Annotated in this window: 20 protein-coding genes; 9 read left to right on the top strand and 11 right to left on the bottom strand. The window is 45.6% G+C overall.

What is annotated here, in order from left to right; all coding sequences use genetic code 11:
* Positions 1-92 precede the first annotated feature (92 nt).
* The gene (locus tag DRW07_RS10485; RefSeq protein WP_124027868.1) at positions 93-1,001 is read left to right on the top strand and encodes a LysR family transcriptional regulator; all 909 of its coding nucleotides are present in this window, start codon (positions 93-95) and stop codon (positions 999-1,001) included.
* Positions 1,002-1,433: 432 nt separating this feature from the next.
* Here DRW07_RS10485 and DRW07_RS10480 read toward each other — a convergent pair whose 3' ends face one another.
* The 4 genes from DRW07_RS10480 to DRW07_RS10465 form a co-directional block, all read right to left on the bottom strand.
* On the bottom strand, positions 1,434-1,625 hold the full coding sequence (locus DRW07_RS10480; protein WP_124027867.1) for a DUF3185 family protein: 192 nt from the start codon (positions 1,623-1,625) through the stop codon (positions 1,434-1,436).
* A gap of 42 nt (positions 1,626-1,667) precedes the next feature.
* The gene (locus DRW07_RS10475; RefSeq protein WP_205665390.1) at positions 1,668-1,958 is read right to left on the bottom strand and encodes a hypothetical protein; all 291 of its coding nucleotides are present in this window, start codon (positions 1,956-1,958) and stop codon (positions 1,668-1,670) included.
* Between the two features lie 130 nt (positions 1,959-2,088).
* Positions 2,089-3,579, bottom strand: a complete 1,491-nt coding sequence (locus DRW07_RS10470) for a tryptophan halogenase family protein (RefSeq protein ID WP_124027866.1) — start codon at positions 3,577-3,579, stop codon at positions 2,089-2,091.
* A 47-nt stretch (positions 3,580-3,626) separates the two neighbouring features.
* Positions 3,627-6,878 (bottom strand): TonB-dependent receptor, encoded by a 3,252-nt coding sequence (locus DRW07_RS10465; protein WP_124027865.1) that lies wholly within the window; start codon positions 6,876-6,878, stop codon positions 3,627-3,629.
* A gap of 291 nt (positions 6,879-7,169) precedes the next feature.
* On the opposite strand from DRW07_RS10465, the gene DRW07_RS10460 reads away from it, so the two are divergent.
* A complete protein-coding gene (locus DRW07_RS10460; RefSeq protein ID WP_240630563.1) occupies positions 7,170-8,084 on the top strand; it encodes an alpha/beta hydrolase in 915 nt (304 codons plus the stop codon).
* Here DRW07_RS10460 and DRW07_RS10455 read toward each other — a convergent pair.
* Entirely contained in the window at positions 8,081-9,136 is a 1,056-nt protein-coding gene (locus tag DRW07_RS10455; RefSeq protein ID WP_240630561.1) for a polysaccharide deacetylase family protein, read from the bottom strand. The genes DRW07_RS10460 and DRW07_RS10455 overlap by 4 nt on opposite strands.
* A 38-nt stretch (positions 9,137-9,174) precedes the next feature.
* Between DRW07_RS10455 and DRW07_RS10450 the strand changes: the two genes are divergently transcribed.
* Positions 9,175-10,491, top strand: coding sequence for an MATE family efflux transporter (locus DRW07_RS10450; RefSeq protein WP_338067760.1), 1,317 nt, complete (start codon positions 9,175-9,177; stop codon positions 10,489-10,491).
* Here DRW07_RS10450 and DRW07_RS10445 read toward each other — a convergent pair.
* Both DRW07_RS10445 and nfuA read right to left on the bottom strand, forming a co-directional pair.
* Positions 10,483-10,719 carry a hypothetical protein gene (locus tag DRW07_RS10445; protein ID WP_124027864.1) on the bottom strand — a complete coding sequence of 79 codons (237 nt, stop codon included), beginning with the start codon at positions 10,717-10,719 and terminating at the stop codon, positions 10,483-10,485. The two genes, DRW07_RS10450 and DRW07_RS10445, sit on opposite strands and share 9 nt — an antisense overlap.
* Positions 10,700-11,278: a Fe-S biogenesis protein NfuA gene (nfuA, locus tag DRW07_RS10440; protein ID WP_124027863.1), complete on the bottom strand. Its 579-nt coding sequence runs from the start codon at positions 11,276-11,278 to the stop codon at positions 10,700-10,702. Before nfuA ends, DRW07_RS10445 begins: the two co-directional genes overlap by 20 nt.
* Positions 11,279-11,444: 166 nt before the next feature.
* On the opposite strand from nfuA, the gene DRW07_RS10435 reads away from it, so the two are divergent.
* On the top strand, positions 11,445-14,054 hold the full coding sequence (locus DRW07_RS10435) for a M14 metallopeptidase family protein (RefSeq protein WP_124027862.1): 2,610 nt from the start codon (positions 11,445-11,447) through the stop codon (positions 14,052-14,054).
* Here DRW07_RS10435 and DRW07_RS10430 read toward each other — a convergent pair.
* On the bottom strand, positions 14,051-14,635 hold the full coding sequence (locus DRW07_RS10430; RefSeq protein WP_124027861.1) for a ComF family protein: 585 nt from the start codon (positions 14,633-14,635) through the stop codon (positions 14,051-14,053). The genes DRW07_RS10435 and DRW07_RS10430 overlap by 4 nt on opposite strands.
* A gap of 115 nt (positions 14,636-14,750) precedes the next feature.
* Here DRW07_RS10430 and bioH point away from each other — a divergent pair, with 115 nt between their 5' ends.
* The 3 genes from bioH (at position 14,751) to zapE (ending at position 18,728) form a co-directional block, all read left to right on the top strand.
* A complete protein-coding gene (gene bioH, locus DRW07_RS10425) occupies positions 14,751-15,581 on the top strand; it encodes a pimeloyl-ACP methyl ester esterase BioH (RefSeq protein WP_124027860.1) in 831 nt (276 codons plus the stop codon).
* Positions 15,582-15,697: 116 nt separating this feature from the next.
* Positions 15,698-16,780: a methyl-accepting chemotaxis protein gene (locus tag DRW07_RS18525; RefSeq protein WP_124027859.1), complete on the top strand. Its 1,083-nt coding sequence runs from the start codon at positions 15,698-15,700 to the stop codon at positions 16,778-16,780.
* A 532-nt stretch (positions 16,781-17,312) separates the two neighbouring features.
* Entirely contained in the window at positions 17,313-18,728 is a 1,416-nt protein-coding gene (gene zapE / locus DRW07_RS10415) for a cell division protein ZapE (RefSeq protein ID WP_165870471.1), read from the top strand.
* A gap of 228 nt (positions 18,729-18,956) precedes the next feature.
* Here the strand turns inward: zapE and DRW07_RS10410 are convergent, their stop codons facing one another.
* A complete protein-coding gene (locus tag DRW07_RS10410; protein WP_124027858.1) occupies positions 18,957-19,835 on the bottom strand; it encodes a LysR family transcriptional regulator in 879 nt (292 codons plus the stop codon).
* Between the two features lie 125 nt (positions 19,836-19,960).
* Between DRW07_RS10410 and DRW07_RS10405 the strand changes: the two genes are divergently transcribed.
* Together DRW07_RS10405 and DRW07_RS10400 are read left to right on the top strand one after the other, a co-directional pair.
* Positions 19,961-20,635: a type 1 glutamine amidotransferase domain-containing protein gene (locus DRW07_RS10405; protein ID WP_124027857.1), complete on the top strand. Its 675-nt coding sequence runs from the start codon at positions 19,961-19,963 to the stop codon at positions 20,633-20,635.
* 45 nt (positions 20,636-20,680) lie between these two features.
* Complete coding sequence (locus DRW07_RS10400; RefSeq protein WP_124027856.1) at positions 20,681-21,424, top strand: SDR family oxidoreductase; 744 nt, start codon at positions 20,681-20,683, stop codon at positions 21,422-21,424.
* Positions 21,425-21,566: 142 nt separating this feature from the next.
* On the opposite strand, the gene DRW07_RS10395 is transcribed toward DRW07_RS10400, so the two are convergent.
* Positions 21,567-21,791, bottom strand: a complete 225-nt coding sequence (locus DRW07_RS10395) for a helix-turn-helix transcriptional regulator (protein WP_124027855.1) — start codon at positions 21,789-21,791, stop codon at positions 21,567-21,569.
* The gene (locus tag DRW07_RS10390) at positions 21,791-22,252 is read right to left on the bottom strand and encodes a hypothetical protein (RefSeq protein ID WP_124027854.1); all 462 of its coding nucleotides are present in this window, start codon (positions 22,250-22,252) and stop codon (positions 21,791-21,793) included. Before DRW07_RS10390 ends, DRW07_RS10395 begins: the two co-directional genes overlap by 1 nt.
* Positions 22,253-22,354 lie beyond the last annotated feature (102 nt).

The following is a 22,354-nucleotide window of genomic DNA, read 5'->3' as shown; positions in this document are numbered from 1 at the left end:
TTCAATTTGTGTTCACAACGGCAGGATAGTGAGTCGCATGAGTTAAATAAATAAATTACTATATTAGAATAGTTAAACTAAAAGTTTATATTATGCTTAACCCGAAAGAATTGGCTATATTCTGTAAAGTCGCCACAACTGGTAACATGTCTCGTGTTGCAGAGTCCGAAGGCAGAACCGTGATGGCAATCAGTAAACAGATTGCGCGTCTCGAATCTCAGCTCAATCAGCCTTTATTTATTCGATCCAGACGTCAATTGGTCCTCACTGAGTTTGGTAAGGCATTTAAATATAAAGCAGAAATTTTTTTGGAGCAGCATCAAGGGCTTTTGCATTGGAGCCAAAACAATGTTTCGGCAGTGAATGGTGAGCTGCGTGTGGTCTGTCAAAGCAATGACATCGTTACCGAATCGCTTGTTCCCTGGGTTGCTGAATTTGCCGAACGTTACCCAGACCTCATTCTTGGCATAGATGTTAAAGAATCGCTCATAGATATCCGCGAAGATGAATATGATGTTTTTTGGGCAGTAGGAGAATACCTAGGCAATCGATATCCAGGTTTAAAGCGTCGGTCTATTTGGAAAAGTCGCTATGGTGTATTTGCTTCACCGGCTTACCTAAAAAAATTTGGTGTTCCCTCTCATCCAAACCAGCTTAAAGAACATAAGGTTATTGGTTACCTCCACAATCAACCTAGCAATGTCTTGGTGCTGCAAGACAAGAATAAAAAGCCACTTTATGCAACACCACATTGTCAGATTAAAACCGTTGCAGGCATAGTAGAACTTGCTGAAGCCGGCCTTGGATTAATTAATGCGCCAGAAGAATCCAGACATATTCAGCAATTTATCAAACAGGGAAAGTTAACGCCTGTACTTAAAAAATACTGGTGGGATGACGCAGAGGTCTATGCGTATTACCATCCATCAAACCCCATACAAACAAAAGTACGTGTGTTTTTAGACTTTTTTATGTCGAAGCGACAAGACTGGCAGTTTTGAACACTCCTGCCTACCTTAATTTTTTGTATTGCGATAAAAAAATTCCACCAACACTGTCATTGCGATTTGCGCGGCAATGGCTGGCAAAATAAAAAATAGGTCAATTCTGATATTGGTGCTAGGTGGTAATGATATCTCTACAACCCCCCACATCAAAAACATGGCTAATAACGTTATCCATCCATAGCGCCGGAGTTTCTGTTTGCTTGTGATGAAGGCCGGCTTAAACAGCCGGATCATGATTAAACTTATTATGGTAAGAATGGGGAGGAGTATAATTGTTGCGGCGCTTACTAGATTTATAGTACGCCATGGCTGCTCATCCAGTGTTGTTGGCATGCCTATCACAGCGTTACAGCTAAACAGCACCATACAGCACACAAAAACAGCTACTAGCCTCATCGAATCCTTCCTATTTGCTGTTGCTAAATGCTACTTTACTCTGAGTACGCCGATAGCGATACAGATTGCGCCACCAACCATGCCTGCCCATGCCTCGATTGGCGTGTCTCCGCTTAAGGCCCGCCCTATTTGTGCGCTAGCAGAGTCGTATATGTTGTAACCCCATATCGCCAGTGCAATACCAATAATGATCAAAACAAGACCAATAACCTTATTTGTCATAGTAACTCCTGCACCAACTCGGATAAAAATGGGTATGTCGCGTTAACTTCCGAGAGAAAAAAATAAACCGACAGACAATTCAACCCAAAGGTAAAGAAACGCCAGTAAAACGGTAACGGCTAATACGCGGTAATATTTTGTAGGGGCCTTTCGCGCCAGTAATATCAGCATACCGCCCAATGATAAGAGTAAGCCCCCCATCACTAAAAAATCTGCCCCAGTCCAATAGACTTCACTGGTAAACTGCATAGCGGTCAAAGGAATGAGCAGCAATACGCCAGTTGCAGCCATTAACCAAATTAACGCGCTGTCTTTCTGTAATAGTCTTTTCACGGGTAAGCCCTCACTCGTTGATAGGCGCTTAAAAGTGAATAAATAGTAACACTCTTAACGAACAAAAAAACAACATTTGTCCAATTGAGAGACGATAGATTAGCTTATCTTGCGTAATTCTTTGTACCGTTCAGCTTTTCAGCAGCCTGGTTAAGTAATCTATATGAAATGGAAAGTTGTCAGTCAATGACACAATTTGATGACGTATGCTGGAGATATATTTATCGAGTTGCTCGTCGCTCATTGTGTTAACCATATACATGCTATTTTCTGGTCTAACGCCTTGGCCAAATAGCACACTGAGCCAGTTAGTGTCGGCGAACAGGTCACCGTCTTCATAATGGATGTAACCTGTTTTCTTAAATAGGGTGATCTTTTCTTCAAGACTATCAGGTAACCTCATTTCTGAAAGCGAGCGCCAAAATGGATCATCGCGATGGTTTAGAGCATAGTGAAGAATAATAAAGTCTCTTATCCGCTCCATTTCAAACGTTGCCTGTGCATTGAATCGTTTGGCCATGACCTCGTTAGTGTCAGCATTTGGAAACAGCGTTACTAAGCGGGATATCGTCGTTTGAATAATGTGAATGCTGGTTGACTCCAATGGTTCCAGAAAACCACTGGACAACCCTACGGCCACACAGTTTTTTTCCCAAAATCTCTCGCGCATGCCAGCTTCAAAATGCAATTTCCGTGGTGCCATCAGTGGCTCACTGTCTATTTGCTCCAATAATAGTGCTTCGGCCTCTTGATCTGTCATGTGTTCACTGGAATAAACTAAGCCATTCCCAACTCTGTGCTGCAAAGGTATGCGCCATTGCCAACCCGCGTGATGTGCCTTTGCTCTGGTGTATGGTACAAAGTTATCTTGGGTCAATGCAGTAGGCAGGACTTGAGCACTGTCGGTTTTTAACCACTGTTTCCAAGAAACGAAGGGGACACGAAGGGCCTGACCTAAAAGCATCGACTTAAACCCAGTGCAATCAATAAAAAAGTCACCTTCCAATACACTGCTATCAGCAAGGTTTAGCGACGAGATAAAGCCCGTTTTTTGATTTAAGTTAACGCCGGTAATATCTGCTTGAATGTGCTTAATCCCGCGCTCAGTTGAATATTGCTTCAAAAATTCAGCGTACAATCCTGCATCAATGTGAAGCGCATAACCCATACCGCCAAGAATGGGATTAACTTTCGGGTCTGGATGCACGAAGCGTCTCTTTCGACCGCTCACGGCACACAAGCTCATGTCTTCTAACTTAGCGGTAGGGTTGCTCTTAAGCCAACGAAACCAATAGTGATAAAAAGGAAGCCCCGCGGCTTGGTCACCTAACGCACCAAAGCCATGAATATAATCGTTACCTATCTTCTCCCAATCAACAAACTGAATGCCGAGTTTGTAGGTTGCTTTGGTTTGTTTGATCAAATGACGTTCATCAATGCCCAGGAGCCGATTAAAGTGCATAAAGCTGGGTACTGTTGCCTCACCAACGCCCACTGTAGGGATGTTGGGAGATTCTACAAGGGTTATCTCGAACCCTGCCCGGCCCAAGCTTTTCGCCAATAGTGCCGCTGTCATCCAGCCGGCAGTTCCGCCGCCGGCAATGATAATTTTTTTCCACATAGTCAGTTTACTTCTTTTATTACTGTCTAAGACGTCACCACGTATGTTTAAAACGTACCTCTGATAGAGATCGCATAGCGGCGGTCGGTGGTAAAAGTAAAGGCATTAGTCAGCGTGCCTTCCTGATTTTGCTGATATTTGGTTTTTGTATCTTCGCCCAACAGATTACTTACTTCAAAGCCCACACGTAAATTGTCGCTGAGTGAATAGTAAATACTGGCATCCATCAGGCCTTGAGCTTCAGAGTAGACTGGCACAAATTCTGTTGCTTCGCGAAGGGCAAGCAAATATTCAGAGCGCCAAGTATAAGCAAGTCGAGCAGAAATACCTGCATATTCATACATGCCCACAATGTTGAAGTTTTGGTCAGAGTATCCTACCAAGGGAAGATTCATAAATTGACGGAAGCTATTGCGACCGTCAGGCTCAAGCAATGTACCGTCGGCAAACCGCGACTCTACCGCTGGGTTATCATTGGGATCTTCAAGGCCATCTTGGTCGATATAAGTGTAATTAAATTGCAGACCTAAACCGCTCCATGCACCGGGTAACATGTCGTAAAATTGTGTATAGGAAAGCTCATATCCGCGAATAGTGCCTGAGCCTGTGTTATTGGGGCCGTAGGCTGACACGGGTATATTGTCAATCGACGCGGCAAAGCTCCGGTTCCGAATTATTCCTTCAAGCTCTTTATGGAATACACCCACAGTAACCGCGCCTGTGTCTGCAAAATACCATTCACCGGATAGATCAAAACTAGTCGATTCCTCTGGGTCAAGATTTGGATTGCTCGCATTGCCAGTTACTTCAAAATTGGTGAGATCAACAACCGGATTGGTTTGGTCATCTCTGGCTTGTGTTGGGTCTTGCAAAACGGTGTCGTAGTCTAATGTCACGAACATACGGTTACGTGAATCGAGCAGGTTAGGATAGTACAGGCCCTTAGACGCACCAATGCGAACGACAAAGTCATCATAAATCCCAAAATTCAAATTTAGGCTTGGCAACAGGGTTGAATAGTCATGTGTTGAAGTATCGAAGTCTGCCCGACCGGAAGCCAAGTTAAAGAATTGCGTATATTGGCTTTGCATAATCTGATACACGGGGCCATCAACCGGCCCTCGCGCGTCGGGTGTTGGTAGCGTAATTGCCCCGGTTGACTTCAGTTCATAATCGACAGAGCGCAAACCCAGATTACCACTAAGATAGACATTTTCTGAGATATCAGCTTCAAAATCGGCTCTAATGTAAAACTCGGTACGCTGGGTATTATTCTTACTGATATGCCTAGACGCAAACGCACCTTCTACTCGATCTGTCATATCTTCATAAGGCAAGGCGCAATTGCCGCTCTGGTCGAAAGCTCTGCCCTCTGCCCAGTATTTCCCGCATCCCTCTCGTAAGGTTTGATTGAAATTCTGTGTCATTTCCATACTCGGGAATAGGAAACTTGTATGCGGGCCCATGACTGTTTTACCGTCGTAATGATCAGCAAAATCGACCCTGTCAAAGAGTTCAGGCGCTACTTGTGGTGATGTTCTAAATGCTTCAGTTGCGTCCCATCTTGCCGCCAGGGCTTGCCAGCCCTCGTACTCAGTATTACGCACAATCAGCGATTTCTCTGAGTAATAAAGACCCGCTTGGATTTTAGTAAACATGCCTCGCTCAAGCACATACTCAATATCTAGCTGATAGGAGTCGGCATCGGCGTCGTTGGCCTCTTCTTGTGGCAAAGCAGAATAAACGCTAGTAACTGGATGGGTATTCTCAGGCACCGCAGGTGGGTTTGATATGGTTTCACTCAAGAATTCAACCGAGGGGGTTGAGCCTCTTAAGTCTAAGAAGAAGGGTGCATGAGTAATAGAATCTGCGCCACCGCGTATGGCTGCTCCAATCCCATAATTCGAGATAGTCTGCTCAGAGCGAATATGCTGATAGTCAAAGTAGACGGTAAGTGCGTCAGTGGCGTTAAAACGAATATTGATTGACGTGTCGTCGATCTTACTTTCATTGAAGTTATAACGGGATGAAAACAGTGTATTGTAGTCTGTGGTGGTTAAATTACCGACTCCCGAGGTTAGGTAGCCATTATTATCAACCGTCACTGGACGACCATTTTCTGCATCGTCAAACCACTTAATACCATTAGGCACGGCGGGGATAAAACCCCGTTCGCCATTAAAGAATACTCGTTCTTTCCATTCTAAAGATGCGTTTGAATGGATGTGTTCAAGGGTAACTAGTGTACGTTCGTCATTGCTTTCCCACTGCAGCGATGCGGTTAAACCTTCTCGTTTACGATTATTTTCAGCGGTACTTAAGGTTATGGCTGCAGGGGTATACCAGGTTTCACCATCAGGCTGGCCCTCTACTGCTTCCCCTTCATATAAGGGTACAAAGGCATCAGCGTCTTCCTGGGTATATTGATTAGCGACGACATCACCACAGCCACTCCAGGGGGCAGCATTGGGTACACATGGGCCGTCAAAAGAACCGGCTACGCGCGTGACTTGCGGTGTGCCCCACTCGTCATATGAAGCGATAGGAAGCGGTCCGCGGCTGTGATAATTCCCTAAACCGAAACCATCACCACGGGTTCTAAATTCAGATCGTGACCCTGCTACCAGCACGCCAAATTTACCTGAATTTGTGTCCCAATTGTCGGAAAAGAGTGCGTTAAATGAGGGCGTAGTTTCTTCGCGATAGTCACCTCGGTTTGCTTTTAGCCCATAGGCAAAAAGTTGCTCGTCTGAGTCAAAAGGTTTGCGAGTAATTAAATTAACGGTTCCTGCAATTCCACCGGAAATCAAGTCAGCGGTTTGGTTTTTTACTACTTCAACGGCACCGAGTAGCTCAGCAGGAAAATCTTCATAACTCAAACCGCCGTTTGGGTTTGCACTAAATGCATCACGCCCGTTGATTTCACTGCGAACTCTGTCTAGGCCTCTTACCAGAACACCGGTTCCTTCATCGGCATAGTGCTTGGGGTCATCCGACGCCGCGAAACGTTCTATGGTGACGCCTGGTACTCGTTGCAGTGCTTCGGTAACAGATTTGTCGGGTAAGGCGCCTATGTCTGTTGCCGTAATCACGTCTTTAACGGTATCGGCAAGTCGCTTAAGTTCCTGTGCTGACGCAATACTGTTTCGAATTCCGCGTACTTCGATGGTTTCGATTGCCTCATCGTCGGCAGATCGCGACTGCGTTTGCTCTTGGGCGACCCCGGTAGCGGTAAACGTTGTGGCAAACACCCCGCATATCGCAACATGCAACGCGCTCTTTTGAAATTTCCTAGACATTCTTTTTCCTCAGAATTAGCGGTTATTTATTGTAGCTGCTCGCGATGCACAACTTTTCGGACAGCGTTGTCATTATTGTTCTTTCTACACCTTAGGCACATTGAATTCAAGCGTGGAGACAACAAATGTTATTAATATGTAAATGCATTTGTAACGTTTAAAGTACTAATGCGCCATCATATAAAACCTGCATGGTATCTAGCCTTATGAAAGCAATTGAATACGTATGCTTGTAGTAATCATGTAGCAAAGGCCCTATAAAGGATCAAGATTACTGGCGAGGAAACTTACGTGGCTTATTTACGACTTTTATTGCTTCTGGTGTCTCTTTCTTTTATGAGTAATGCGGCCCAGGTTGCAACGGGAACCTTACATACTATTGACGCATTCGAATCAGCGTTCATCGGTCAGCGTACGGTACAAGTATGGCTTCCTGCTGGCTATTCCAATGCAGTGAAGTACAGTGTGTTATACATGCACGATGGCCAGATGCTCTATGATGCAAGCACTACCTGGAATGGCCAGGAATGGGGTGTTGATGAAATCGCTGGAAGGCTGCAGGCTGAGGGCAGAGTTAGGCCGTTTATTGTGGTGAGTGTATTCAATGGCGGTGAGCTACGTTATCCGGAATATCTGCCACAAAAACCTTGGGAGGCATTGTCTGCAAATCAACAAACGGCGTTAAACACCGGTGGACGCCAATCTATCGTCAGTGAAAAGTCTATTCGGTCTGACAAATACCTCAAGTTTTTAGTAAAAGAACTGAAGCCCTATATCGACAATAAATATTCCGTATTGGCTGATAGAGACAATACGTTTGTGGCGGGCTCAAGTATGGGCGGCCTTATTTCGCTTTATGCTTTAGGTGAATATCCTGACGTGTTTGGTGGTGCTGCTTGTATGTCGACCCACTGGCCAGGTTCAAGCAGACCGGAATGGACGGTCATCACAGACGAGTTTATGCGTTATCTGAAAAATACAGTGCCCGCGCCGGGAAATCATAAGTTGTATTTCGACTATGGTGATCAAACACTCGATGCCGTATATCCGCCCATGCAGCAATATGCTGATCGTATTATGCAAGACAAAGGGTACGATCAGTCGAATTGGCTAACGGTGTTTGACAAAGGTGCTGCCCATACAGAGAAAGCCTGGCGAGCCCGTCTACATCAACCTTTGTTGTTCCTGTTTGGTAACGACCTTTAATCAGGATATGTGCCGTCTTCACGAGCCACGAAAAAGGGCTGAGAGTACCAGTAAAAACGGCCTTTGTGTAGATTGCTGGGAGCGGTACAATTCACTCTTGAACGCCCCTCAGGTAACGTGTCAGGCACCCGAGCACTAACGGTTAACGCGTCTATACGGCTATCAATCGGTTTCCCACGATAAAAGCACTGAACCTGGGAGAGCCGTACATCCTGACTATTAATGGTAAAAGAAAGCGTCACATTATGGCGCTCAGATAATTCAGGATCTATGGGTGTTGAGGCGACAACCGGCATTGCAAGACTCTTCATTTTCGTTTCTAAAGAACGCATGTTCGCGTAAATGCCCGCTGATGGGAACCGTGGTAAAGCAGCAAAATCGCTAAGGGCAGAAATGCCTCCTGAATGCTGAGCAAAGCCAACATAACCCTCGTTGAGCACTTTTTCTGCTAATAGTGCATTGTATTCCCCGAAGGGGTAGGCAAGGTATTTGGGTGCGTAAGAGACTTGTTGTTCTAACGTTTCTTGCGCCTGCTCTACATGTCGCCATACCCGGTCAAGCCAAGCACTGTCAGTTTCCTTGGGCTGTTTGTCGAGTAAATGCAAATGGCCGATAGTGTGGTTTGCAAACAGTACGCCCTCGCGCTCCATTTGCCTAACTTCCTCCCATGTCAGTTGAGCCGGCTCTACACCAATGCGATCGGGGTTAATAAAAATGGTATACGAGAATCCATATTCTTTAAGTATAGGATGGGCATTTTCAAGAATGTTGCGATAACCATCATCAAATGTAATCACTAAAGATTGAGGAGGCAAAGCAATGCCTTTTTTTATTTTGTTAATGGCTTCCTGTAGTGGCAAAACAGTGAAATGTTTTTTGATATAAGCCATATGCTCACGAAAGGTTTCGGGGCTCACCGAGGTACTGGGCGGCGTATCTGTGGCAACGTGGTGGTAGATCAGCCCTACTGTACTAGACTGGTCAGGTGTGCTGTTTGCTAACGCCTGATTGAAACAAAACACAACACCAATAAAACACAGAAAAGATTTCATGATAGGCTTGCTACACCACAGATAATTCATTGTATTCATTGTCCCTTTTAACGACTCACTTAACACACTGGCCAACCCATAAAAAGCTATTGGCATTGTCTGCCCCTATGGTGCTGGCCAATATTACCACACCGCTTGTTGGGCTTGTTGACACTGCTGTATTAGGGCGAATGGACGCGCCTAGTGCGTTGGCGGGCGCGAGCATCGGTGCGCTTATCATAACGCAGATCGTTTGGATATGTGGCTTTTTAAGAATGTCGACAACCGGTTTATCAGCACAGGCTTATGGTGCGCAAAGCAAGCAAGAGCAGGCGAAAGTACTGTATCAAGGGGTATTTATTGGGCTATTGCTGGCGGCCGTTTTATTGCTTTTGCACAGATATATTTTTAACGCTGGCTTGCACCTCTCTGAACTGTCGGGCGAGGCAAAACTCGCAGCTGAGGCCTACTTTACAACTCGAATTTGGGGCCTACCAGCCGCTATGACAAACCTCGCGTTAGTGGGGTGGATGATCGGACGGCATTTAACGCGCCAAGTTTTGTATATCCAAATTACAGGTAATCTTTTGAATGCCGGACTGAATATTGCGTTTGTATATGGACTAGGCTGGCAGGTAGAAGGTGTGGCATTCGCGACTGTATTGGCAGAGTACACCCTGATGTTGCTATCCATTCTAGTATGTCGAAGGCACATTCAGGGCGCAGGTGTTGAACGAACGTGGTTTAGCATGAAGGCATTAAAGAATGTATTGTCTTTAAATACGAGCATGTTTTTACGAAACCTGGTACTGCAAATTTGTCTGGCATTTCTTACCTTACAAGGTGCGCGTTATGGGGTTACCGCTGCTGCAGTCAATGCAATTGTCTTGCAATTTTTCGCACTTATCGCACTAGGGTTAGATGGTATCGCCTTTGGTGTTGAAGCCATGGTAGGAAAAGCAGCAGGCAGAAAGGCATCTGCAATGTTAAGAACAGATATTCTTGTAGGCGTGTTTTGGTCGGGCCTTATTGCATGCATCTATGCGTTTGTGTTCGCCATAGCGGGTGACTCGATTGCTGCATTACTTACTGAGCACCACAATGTCTTAAACGCCTTATCCGCTTATTCCCTGGTTATTATTCTTTTGCCTTTAATCGGGCACTGGTGCTTTTTATTTGACGGTGTCGCGATTGGATTAACCCAAGCCAGTGCAATGCGCAATACTATGTTTGTAAGTGCCGTAGCGGGTTTTTTCCCCGTGTGGTGGTTTTTTAAAGACAGCGGGAACATTGCGTTGTGGTATGCGATGTTGAGTTTTTTGGCACTAAGGGGGCTGACGTTAGGTGTATCGATAGTGCGTCGATATTTACTTTGAATGCTTTTTATTGAAGCGTTTCGCTGCCGTAAGACGAAACCATATCATGGGCAAATAGCCGGTCATCGCTACGATGAAGCCACCAATGAGCAAACCTAATCCTAGATAGCGCATGAGGGTGATGTCAGACGCATCGGACAAGGTGAGTGCTAGGCCAATTAAAAATACAACAAAGCCAGCAACGAAGCGTCGCCAGCCTTTGTGTTGATCAGTAGTAGGAGTGCTCACCTGCTTCGTGTTCAGTGGCATCTCTGACCCCGACGATTTCGCCATCAAACTCAGCAAGCATTTGTTTTTCAATGCCTTCTTTCAGCGTAACATCCACCATAGAGCAACCATTGCAACCACCACCAAACTGCAAAACGGCATGTTTGTCTTCGGTAACTTCAACCAGCATCACTTTACCACCATGGCTGGCAAGCTGAGGGTTTATCTCTGATTCGATCATATAGTTGATACGCTCTATTAAAGGCGCATCATCTGCCACTTTGCGGGCTTTAGCATTGGGGGCTTTCAAGGTCAGTTGCGACCCCATTTGGTCTGTTACAAAGTCAATTTCGGCTTCTTCCAGAAAAGGTGCACTTTCCTGATCAACAATGGCCTCAAAACCATCAAATGGCAGTCGTGTGTCCGTGCTTTCTACCGCATCTGGCGGGCAATATGAAACACCGCATTCAGCAGAAGACGTACCAGGATTGACCACAAACACCCTAATATTCGTATTAGGCTCTTGATTAGCCAGTAATTTTGCAAAATGTGCTTGAGCTTGTTCAGAGATTGCTATCATTTTTCAACCTATAGCACTAATAGAACGCATCGACCATTGGCGTAATCCATGCGATGCATACTATTAAACATATGTTCATTCATCGTGTAAGATGCCAAGTGTACCAAATTTACTTGACTAAAACACTCAAGTATTAAAAATAATTTATAAGAAAGGAAACTACGTTGTGCTTAAATCCCTGAAGTTGTCTTTTCGTGCTGCAATGCTGACGTTTGCGTCGGCATTACTGTTCGCACCAAGTCTGCATGCCCAATTTGCAGTGGAACCCTATTTTGAAACTGGCAAGCCCGCCAGTGACTATCTGCCCGCTGATACCACCTTTAACCCTGCGATAAAAACACCCGAAGCTTTCTTTGGGTATAACGTTGGTAAATGGCATGTTCGTCATGACCAACTTCTTGCCTATATGCAATATTTGTCTGATGCTTCTGACCGCGTATCGCTTCAAAACACCGGCAAGACACACGAAGACCGCCAGCTGGTATTGATGACTTTTTCAGCGCCAGAGAAACAGGCACAACTGGAACAGATTAGGCAGCAGCATCTTACGACTATCCAGTCAGGGAAAGCAGGCAAAAGCACCGATCCTTTGGTGTTTTATATGGGCTACAGTATTCACGGTAACGAGCCATCAGGCAGCAATGCCGCTTTAGTCGTGGCTTATTACCTAGCGGCTGGGCAGGACAGTAGAATCGATGCATTACTCAATCAGGCAATTGTGTTGTTTGATCCGTCGATGAACCCTGATGGTCTGTCTCGTTTTGCCCAGTGGGCAAACCAGCATAAAAGTAAGCAACTGAGTAAATCGCCTTTCCACCGTGAGCACAGCGAAAACTGGCCCTCTGGCAGAACTAATCACTATTGGTTTGATTTGAACCGGGACTGGTTGTTACTGACTCACCCAGAATCACGTGCAAGAGTAACTCAATATCAGAAATGGCGTCCTCATGTCCTCACCGATTTCCATGAAATGGGTACTAATAGCACGTATTTCTTCCAACCAGGCATTCGCTCACGCAAGAACCCGCTTACACCCGATGCTAATGTTACCCTGACCGAGGCGATAGCGGCTTATCACGCGAAAGCGCTCGATGCCACAGACCAGCTTTATTTTACCGAAGAAAGTTTTGATGACTTTTATTTTGGCAAAGGCTCTACCTATCCGGATGCGCACGGCAGTATTGGTATTTTGTTTGAGCAGGCCAGTAGCCGCGGACACCTACAGGCCTCTATTAATGGCGATGTGGCGTTTCATCAAACCATTCAAAATCAAATCACCACGTCGCTGAGTACGTTTGATGGTGCGTTGGCAAATAAAGCGGCGCTTATCGATTATCAGGCAAGCTTTGCCAGACAAACGCAATCCTTGATTAAAGAAGACGAGACTGCCGGAGTGATCATTGACCAAGGTAAGGACCCGGCACGTTTTGCTGAATTCTTAGATCGTCTTGATATGCACCAGATTCGCTACCGTACAGTCACTGAAGATCTGTCTGTTGATGGGAAGAACTACGTGGCAAACAACGCGGTATTGATCGCTTATGACCAACCCCAGTATCGACTGATTAAATCACTGTTTTCAGAGCGTACAGACTTTCCGGACAACACCTTTTATGACGTGTCAAACTGGAACTTTGGCTATGCGTTTGGCCTCACCTACAGTAAGCTGAGCAGCCGACAAGCGAGAGGGCTCGACACCAGTGAAGGCAGAGCCTCTCTGATGCAAGCTGAACAAGTGGCGGGCATTGAAAACGCGGTGGCTTATGCATTTGACTGGCACCACTATTTTGCGCCTGCTCTCACTCAAAAGTTACTGCAAAACGGGTTTACGTTGCGTGCAGCAAACAAAGCCTTTACGGCAAAAATAGGTGATACCACACGCCGCTTCGAGCCAGGCACAATGTTGATCACCAAAGCACTTAATCAACAGGAAAGAGCCTTTGCAGGTGCACAGGCCCTAGCTGAAACCTTGAGTATACCGCTTTATCCGATTACCTCGGGCTTAACACCACAGGGGATCGACCTAGGTAGCCGTAACATGGCAGTAGTGACTATGCCTTCTATTTTGATCCTAGGTGGGCAAGGCACTTCTCAATACGAGGTAGGCGAAATTTGGCACTACATTGACACACGTGTAGGCGCGCAGATTGCCATGGTTGACCTGAATAAACTGAGCAGAGTCGATCTGTCGCAGTTTACCCATGTTATTGCCGCGTCTGGCAATTATTCAGCGATAGGCAAAGATACAGCAGCTGCATTGACACGTTGGGTGAAGCAGGGCGGCACGCTAATTGGTCAAAAGAGCGCCCTTCGCTGGTTTAAGAAGCAAGAATGGCTTGACATCAATATCATGGAGAGTGCTGAGGTGGATGCACTGTTCGCTACCGAAGGACTAAGTTTTGCTGATCGCGACGCGCTGCGTGCGAAAAAGCGTATTGCCGGTACAGCGTTTGAAGCCAGCATTGATAACACCCACCCTTTGTTCTTTGGTATTACGACAGACACACTGCCTTTTTTTAAAACCACAAGCATGATGGTAGAAGATACGTTCGACCCCTTTGAAACACTCGCAACATATACCAAGCGCCCTTTACTAGGAGGCTATGCAGCGTCTGAGTTAGTAGAGCAGGTCAAAGACAGTGCTGCTGTGGTGGTTCAGCCAAGTGGTCGTGGCCGTGTTATCGGGTTCGTAGACAATGTGAACTTTAGAGGGTACTGGTTCGGCACCAGTAAACTTATGGGCAATGCACTCTATCTTTCACCACTAATGAACTAACGTTTATATGGTGTAACGGCCATGACCCACGCTTCTATTAGGATATGTGGGTACTGGCAATGAATGGCTCGGGCTAGTGACATTAGGGTTGCGCCCGTAGTTACCACATCATCAATTAATACCAAGCGCTTTACCGTTCTGGGGAGCGCTTTTATTTTGAATCCTAAATCACGGCTTATCCTGTCCTCTCGAGCCAGTTTATGTTGCGCTATTAACATTGATTTTCGTTGAGCGAGGACACTTACATCGTCAATCTTAAGCGAATGGGCAATGTGTTTGCTCAATAGGGCAGCCTGATTATAGCCTCGGGTAAATAAGCGCCAATTGGTAGCAGGAACAGCCATCACGGCATCAGGTAACACCTCAGGCTGCTGTAATGCACGATTCATGAACCACTGTGACAATAGCAGGCTGATCATAGGTCGACGCCGAAATTTCATGTGGTGGATCAAGCAATCAAGTGGCCAGGTATACCAGCCCAGACAGCGAATATCTATGATGGGGGAGTGCACCACTAAACTAGCCACCTCAAGATGTTTGTTTTTGTGTGGCCGTGCCTGACGTGTAATTGCTGAACGCATATCCTTGTGACACACATCACAAAACAATGCTGAGCTTACATGAGAGCACAATAAACAATGCTGGTGAAAAACGTTAAAGCGGTGCATCATAGTAAGAACACAGGAGAAGTTGCATATGCAAGACAGTATCACTTCCATGCCGCTAAAAACCCGTACTGAAGGAATGGGCTTGGATCTGTTTTTGTTACATGGGTGGGGCACAAATAGTAAAGCTTTTGACGCTTTTATCCCGCACTTACGTCAGCACTATCGCATCACTACTATAGACCTGCCCGGTTTTGGTGAAAATTACAATAATTTGCCAGCTGACTACACGCTTGACAGTATCTGTGAGCAATTGGCCAGCGTCATTGAAAACAAAGGGATAATGATTGGCTGGTCGCTGGGCGGCCTGATAGCACAGCAGTTTGCACTTAATTACCCCGATAAAACGCTGGGCCTTATAGGTATAGCCACTACCCCTTATTTTATGCAAAAGGCAGGATGGCCGGGCATTAAGCCTGAAGTGATGAGCCTGTTTACAACACAATTAACAAAGAGTTACAGCCGCACCGTTGAGCGTTTTCTTGCCATTCAGGCAATGGGTAGCCAAACGGCGAAACAAGACATAAAAGCGTTGCGAACGGCGATGGCTGAATTACCTGAACCAAGTACAGTAGCATTGGAAAAAGGTCTAGGCTTGCTGCAAAGTGCTGATATTAGAGGCCAAATAAGCAGAATTTTGTGTCCGACATTGCGTATTTATGGCCGACGTGACACCTTAATCCCAGCCAGTGCTATCGATCCAATTCATGCGTTACATCCACAGTCAGATAGTGTTATTTTGGCTGATGCAGCCCATGCGCCGTTCATGTCGCATCCGGCACAATGTCAGCAAATTATCAGGCAATTTATTGAGAGAGCGGTAGCGGAAAACAATGGGGCAAAACCCAGAGCTTATGGATAGAGATTTCTGGTGCATTTTCAATTATAGGCTACGCTTATTGCTAGAGAAAAATACCCTGTTGCCGATAACCTCATACAAATTAGTAAATTATAAATACATCCTTTGGAGTTATATCAATGCTGGTTTTGAAATCTTCACTTGAAGCAAAAGAAGCAGAGCTCGACACGCAGATTCGCAGAAACGCAGAATTACAGTCAAGAATCGACGAGCTTGAACACGAAAAAATGGCCCTTGAAGAAGCGCTTCACGAGCAGCAAGATGTTGCTGGTGGCACTGATAACCAGGCATTGATCAATAATATGCTCGACACACTTCAGCAAATACGCGGTATTCAGGAGTCTGTTCAGGCCAGTGTCAACCAAATGGGTGACGGTGAAGATAATATGAGTAGCCTGTTCGATATTTCAGGCACCTCGTTAAAAGAAATCACAAAGAACATGGAAACTTTAAGTACGCGCATGACGCAAATGAACGAGAGTATTTCTGGTCTGAGTGAAACAGCAGATAACATCAACAAATTTGTAAGCACCATAACCAGTATCTCTGATCAGACTAACCTGCTAGCGCTTAACGCAGCCATTGAAGCTGCCAGAGCCGGTGATGCGGGTCGCGGTTTCAGCGTGGTTGCCGACGAAGTAAGGGCGCTGGCTACAGAAACTAATACCTCTGCCAGTGAAGTGGCTGACTTGGTTCAAAAGATTATTCAGTCAACGCGAGTGGCTGTAGACGCTGTGGGTGAGTTGCAGGAAAACAATGAGCATTTATCAAGTGGCGTAGAGTCGCTAAACGGCAGTTACGAAGAAATTGTCAGTCGTTGTAATGTTATGCAATCAAACCTAGCTCAGTCTTCTGCGTTATCCGTTGTGCAGTCGGCGAAGCTTGATCACATTGCTTGGAAGGGTACTGTGTATTCTGCGGTATGTGGGCGTACTAGCCGCCCCTCAGATGATTTCTTTAGCCCTTCTTCAGGCTCTCTTGGACGCTGGATGAGTGCGCAAGCGGGAACGCCCATCGCCACTAAGTCTGCATTCCGCGAACTAGATGGCCCTAATACCAAAGTACACTCAGAAGGTGCAGCAGCACTGAATGCTATCAGCAGTGGCAATCCTGACAGAGCTGCGTCACATCTCCAAGATATGGAAGTAGCCAGTGGTCGCTTGCTAAGTGCTCTGGATCGCTTGGGCCATGAATTGAGTTGATGCTGACTGAGCAATAGATTTGCAAAGTCTAAAGGTAAGTAAATAAAGGGGACGTTGTAAGCCAGAGCATAGTGTTTGGAACTTTTGTTCGCACATGAATACACAGATCAGATGTATAGAAGACCGTCACCCGTTGTAAGGTGGCGGTTTTTTTGTTGTGGAATTTAAGTTCGGTTTAAATACAAGCTCACATGAAGGCTAAAAGGTTAGCGGAGGCTATCAGTTCTGCTATTTGGAGTTGGAGCTTTGTGCCAATTGCGGTCATGAGGCTCTTTTAGGAGACGCTTGTCTTGAAAGCTTAATTATGTGGGAAAAGTTGATTAATAGACAAAAATATAAGACTTTCAATCCTTAAAAAACATTAGATAGATAACAATATGTAAAGCACGTCCCACAATAAGGCTATTTTGATTTATATTTTTCACTTGAGTCTCTATTACAAATTCATTTGATACCCAAACAGAAATCTAGCGTACCAAACCACCATGTTGATAAATTCATCAGGTCCATGATGAAATAGGTGAAGAAACATATGGCTGCACAACATCGCGTCGCTCGGCGGTCCACCCCGACAGGTCCCGTGACAGCAGCATATGAACGCAAGGTGGATGCGGGGGAGGTACGACGAGATGCTGCGCAAGTCGCCCTGGCGGCAAAGCTCGATGCCCTGCACGAGTCTCTTAACTCGCTCCCATCAGTACCAGTACGTAACTACGAACCGACAGAGAGCAGCTTTAAGAACAGCAGTTCACTGTTACGGTTACTGGCACGATCCTTGGCACCCGCTCAGTCTTTTCTTCGAAAAAAGTTCCATTTGTGGTCTTTTGGTCCACCACCGCGAGGTATGTATATTCATGGCCCGGTCGGGGTCGGTAAGAGCTTTCTAATGGATCTCTTTTACGCGTCGGTTTCTGTTTCTATAACCAAACGCCGCGTCCACTTTCATGAATTCATGCTAGACGTCCATCATCGAATCTTTGTCTACAAACAGAAGAACCCACGAGATGATGCGATTCCTGTCATTGCTCAGCAATTGGCACAAGAAACCCAACTCCTCTGTTTCGATGAATTCCAAGTAACAGACGTTGCCGATGCCATGATTTTGAAACGACTGTTTAGATTATTATTGGATTGGAATGTCGTGGTGGTGGCCACTTCGAATCGCTCCCCCGATGCCTTGTATGAGGGAGGAATTAACCGATCACTGTTTTTGCCATTCATAGACATGTTAAAAAACACGTTCGACATTATTTCCATGGATGATTCCACGAAGGATTATCGACTCGAAACTCGAGCGGATGGTCAATCCTATTTTTGGTCAAACAAGGATGTTCATGGCGATAGTAATAGCAATAACAACGTACAGGCGCAGTTGGAAGAAATATTTGGTATCACTGCATCTGGAACTGAGGTCGAGACCATTCCTGTCCTCTTTGGTCGCAACGTACAGGTCGCCCGATTGAATGACCGGTGCGCTTGGTTTGACTTTTCCGAGCTGTGCCACCAACCGCTCGGGGCAGCCGATTATATTTCCCTTTGCTGCCGATTTCCGGTCATCATCGTGGAACACGTCCCCCAACTGGATGCCAATCACCTCAACGAAGCGCGACGGCTCGTGACTCTCATTGACGCGTGTTATGAATCTCGCACCCGCTTGGTGCTGTCGGCACAAGTGCCGCTCGACGAATTGTTTGTCGATTTTGAAGCGCACGTCGAAAGCAGTGATGGAGATGGAGAATTGATTGTCAGTGAGAAGGGGGGGAACTCGAGTTCCTTTGCGACGACCATGATTCGCACCAAAGAGGGGGAATATTATGAGTGGTCGGCGACGGGTCGAATTGGCGTGTCACTGGCACAATTATCGTCCGCCAATGATCTCGCCTTTTCCTTTCAACGAGCCGCGTCTCGGTTGGTAGAAATGGGGGGAAAGGAGTGGGGGCGGCAATAGCGACCTACGGTAAGGTGCCCACCAACTTAAAAGTACCCCTTTCATTTGCATACAAATTAACCATTAGTCCTTAGTCGCTCAATCGTTTGCATAAATCCAACCTTTAGACTGTTATGCGAATGCTGACATTGCCAAGAGTGTAGCAGACACGTAATCTTTTTTCGTGTCGCCAAACCTTTTGTCAAGATACCGCTGGTGGCACCTTTGTGTTTTGTATAGACGTCAGACCTATTCCTGCCAATCCGCAAAATACGCCAGTAAGTAGTCGATGGTAATACGGGCCTTAGCGGGCAGGTACTGCCTGTTTTGGTACACGATCCAACTGCTGATGTCCTTTAGCCAATAAGGCTCCATGATGGGCACTAAGTCGCCCTTTTCTATCGCATCACGAAAATTACTTTTGGGCAGATAGGTGATCCCAAACCCATTTAAACACGCTTGGGTCATGACACTGGCATTGTTACTCTTGAAGCGTGGCTCCAGTTTCACACTTTCAATGCCATTTTCCGTAGAGAAATTCCACGTGTCATTGTTCACAATGCAGTCGTGCTGCTTAAGATCGTGCGGTGTTTTAGGCGTGCCCTTACGTGCCAAATAGTCTGGGCTCGCGACAAGCATAACGGAGCGATCAACCAGCTTGCGAGCTATCAGACCTGAGTCCTTTAGCAGGCCTACGCGAACAGAAAAATCAAAGCCTTCATCAACAAAGTTAATTAATTTGCTATCAAAAATAAGATGAATATTAAGTTCAGGATGTTGCTGGCCAAATTCAATCAATGCCGATGCTAGAAATGATTCAGCAAAGGTACCCGCAGCGCTTACTCTCAGTGTGCCCGTAAGCTTTTGCTGTTCTGTTCCAATCGCGTCGTTTGCCTGATGCAAGCCATTCAATAAATCCCGTGCTTTATGATAATAAACCTCACCCTCTCGAGTCAGGTTTACAACACGCGTGGTTCTGGCAAGCAGAGCAACACCCAGTCGTTGCTCTAACTTCACCATTTGTTTGCTCACATGGCTTGTACTGCATCTGAGCTGTTGGGCCGCTTTAGTGAAGCCTTTGCATTCCGCTACCGCGATAAATTCAACCAAGCCCTCAAAGTCATTCATAGTAATTATTATTTCTATAAGGAAATAGTGTTTCTATGATATGGGTAATTATCACTCAATGGAAATAAACTAGAATGCATTTTTTACAGTAAACATTGTTCAACCCAGTACTGAAGGAGCTTGAAATGAAAAACGTACTTATTGTGGTGACAAATCACGCAACGCTTGGCGAAACAGATCAAGCGAATGGCACCTATTCGCCTGAAATTACACACGTCATTTCGGTGCTCAACGAAGCGAGCATTAACTACGACATTGCTTCTATTGAGGGGGGGAAAGCACCACTTTACGGCACCGATGTGGAAGGCGATGATGTAAATCTTCGCATTCTAAATAGTGAAAGCTTTAGTAACCGCATTAATAGCACGCTGCCAGTCAGTCAGGTTGACATTGAAAAATATGCGGCCATTTTTTACCCCGGCGGATTTGGGTTGCTTTCCGATTTGGCCGACAACGCAGAGTTCGCACGTTTAGCTGCCTCACTTTATGAAAAGGGTGGGGTATTAGCCGCTGTGTGTCATGGCCCGGCAGGATTACTACCAATAACCTTGTCTAACGGTGAGAGCCTGTTGGCGAGTAAGCAAGTGACAGGCTTTACACGTGAAGAAGAAATTGATTTTGGCACCATTGATCACATTCCTTACCTGCTTGAAGAGAAATTAGCTCGTAGCGCCAGACAGTACAGCAAAATGCAGCCTTGGAGTGAACACGTCATTGAAGATGGCAGGGTGATTACAGGACAAAACCCTGCCAGTGCTCACGGTGTAGGAAAAGCTTTAGTGAAGCAACTGAAGCAATAACGGAACAAATAGTTGATAACTCGACGAATAAATTAGGAGCAAACAGTGAAAAACATTCAAGATAAAGTGGTTGTTATTACCGGTGGTAGTAGCGGGCTTGGTGAAGAAACTGCAAAACACTTGGCGTCTTTGGGCGCAAAAGTAGTGATAGGTGCGCGCAGAGAAGACAAGTTGAGCAAGATTGTTGAAGCAATTAAAGCCGAAGGCGGCGACGCTTCTTTTCTCACTACCGATGTAACGAAAAAAGATGACGTTTCCGCCTTGGTTCAGCACGCTGTAGATACATTTGGAAAAATTGATGTAATGGTTAATAACGCCGGATTGATGGCGATTGCCCCCATGTCAGCCTTACGCACAGACGAGTGGGACCGTATGATTGATATCAATATCAAAGGCGTGTTATATGGTGTAGCAGCAGCCTTACCGTTGTTCGAAGAACAAAAATCAGGTCACTTCATCAATATTTCATCAGTGGCTGGCATTAAAGTGTTCAGCCCAGGCGGCACTGTTTACAGTGGCACTAAATATGCTGTGCGGGCAATCAGCGAAGGCTTGCGTCATGAAGTGGGGGGAAATATTCGCACCACAAGCATTGAGCCTGGTGCTGTAGAATCCGAGTTGAAACACGGCTCATCTGACAAAGACAGTGCGGCGTTTGTTAATGACTTTTATGAAAACTATGCGATCCCAGCAGATTCAGTCGCGCGTGCAATAGCCTACGCTATCGAACAACCTGATGATGTGGATATTAACGAAATTGTACTGAGACCCACGTCACAGGAGTTCTAAATTAATTTATCCAATGCGCACCTTTACCTGCGTTAGCTTATGCTAGTAAAGGTGCAGTGTATCAGCGAAGGGCTCGTTAGCAGGCCCATTTCAATATGCCAATGTCACTCTTACGCAAAGCCTTAGCCAGAATCAAGAATTTTTAATCGGTGATCTTCTCGTAGGCAAATACCTCATCAAATGGTCGGCCAAATACAAGTGCGATTTTAAATGCCACTTCAAGAGAAGGGGAGTATTTCCCCTTTTCAATCGCCATGATCGTCTGGCGTGTGACGCCCACTTTGGATGCGAGCTCTTGTTGTGTCATTTCGTTGGCAAAGAAGCGTAGTGTCTTAATTGTGTTAGTGATTTTATACTGCGCAGACATCAGCTTTCCTTGCGATAATAATAGATCTCTGTGGCAAATCTCACAGCCTCTGATACCCAAAATACTACAACGAGCTTCAATTCAATGGGGGATGATAAAAAGGCTGGATAAGACGCTTGTGCCTCTATATAGCTATTAGCCATTTGTTGCAAAACACAGCCTATAACACCGATTGAAAGAACCCAATAGCCAATGTTATTAGCAAGCAAACGGTAATTGCGCTCACGTTCATCCTCGGGCAAATTGGCATTCTCTTGCTCACCCATTGCTAGTGCGATGTGTAACACCACTTCTAATACTATAAATGCGATGACCACACGAGTTATCAAAGCAGCCACAGCTTGCGGATCTGCGCTTTGTCCTGCTTTTAAAAAATAATAGATGTTGTCACCGTAAATAGTGGCGATTACTACAGTAATGAGTAACGACACCCACAGGCTTTTCTCTCTGAACGCGATCATCAATTGATACCTTTGTTTGTTAAATCTGACTTCATGAAATAAATAATATACTCAATGTTAAATATATCATACATTTCAGATGTAAATAATTATTACAAACAA

This window comes from Paralteromonas sediminis (assembly GCF_003820355.1).
In the GTDB taxonomy this organism is placed as follows: Bacteria; Pseudomonadota; Gammaproteobacteria; order Enterobacterales; family Alteromonadaceae; genus Alteromonas_F; species Alteromonas_F sediminis.
The sequence above is the reverse complement of the archived record's forward strand: the minus strand, read 5'-3'. Positions and strand labels throughout refer to the sequence as shown.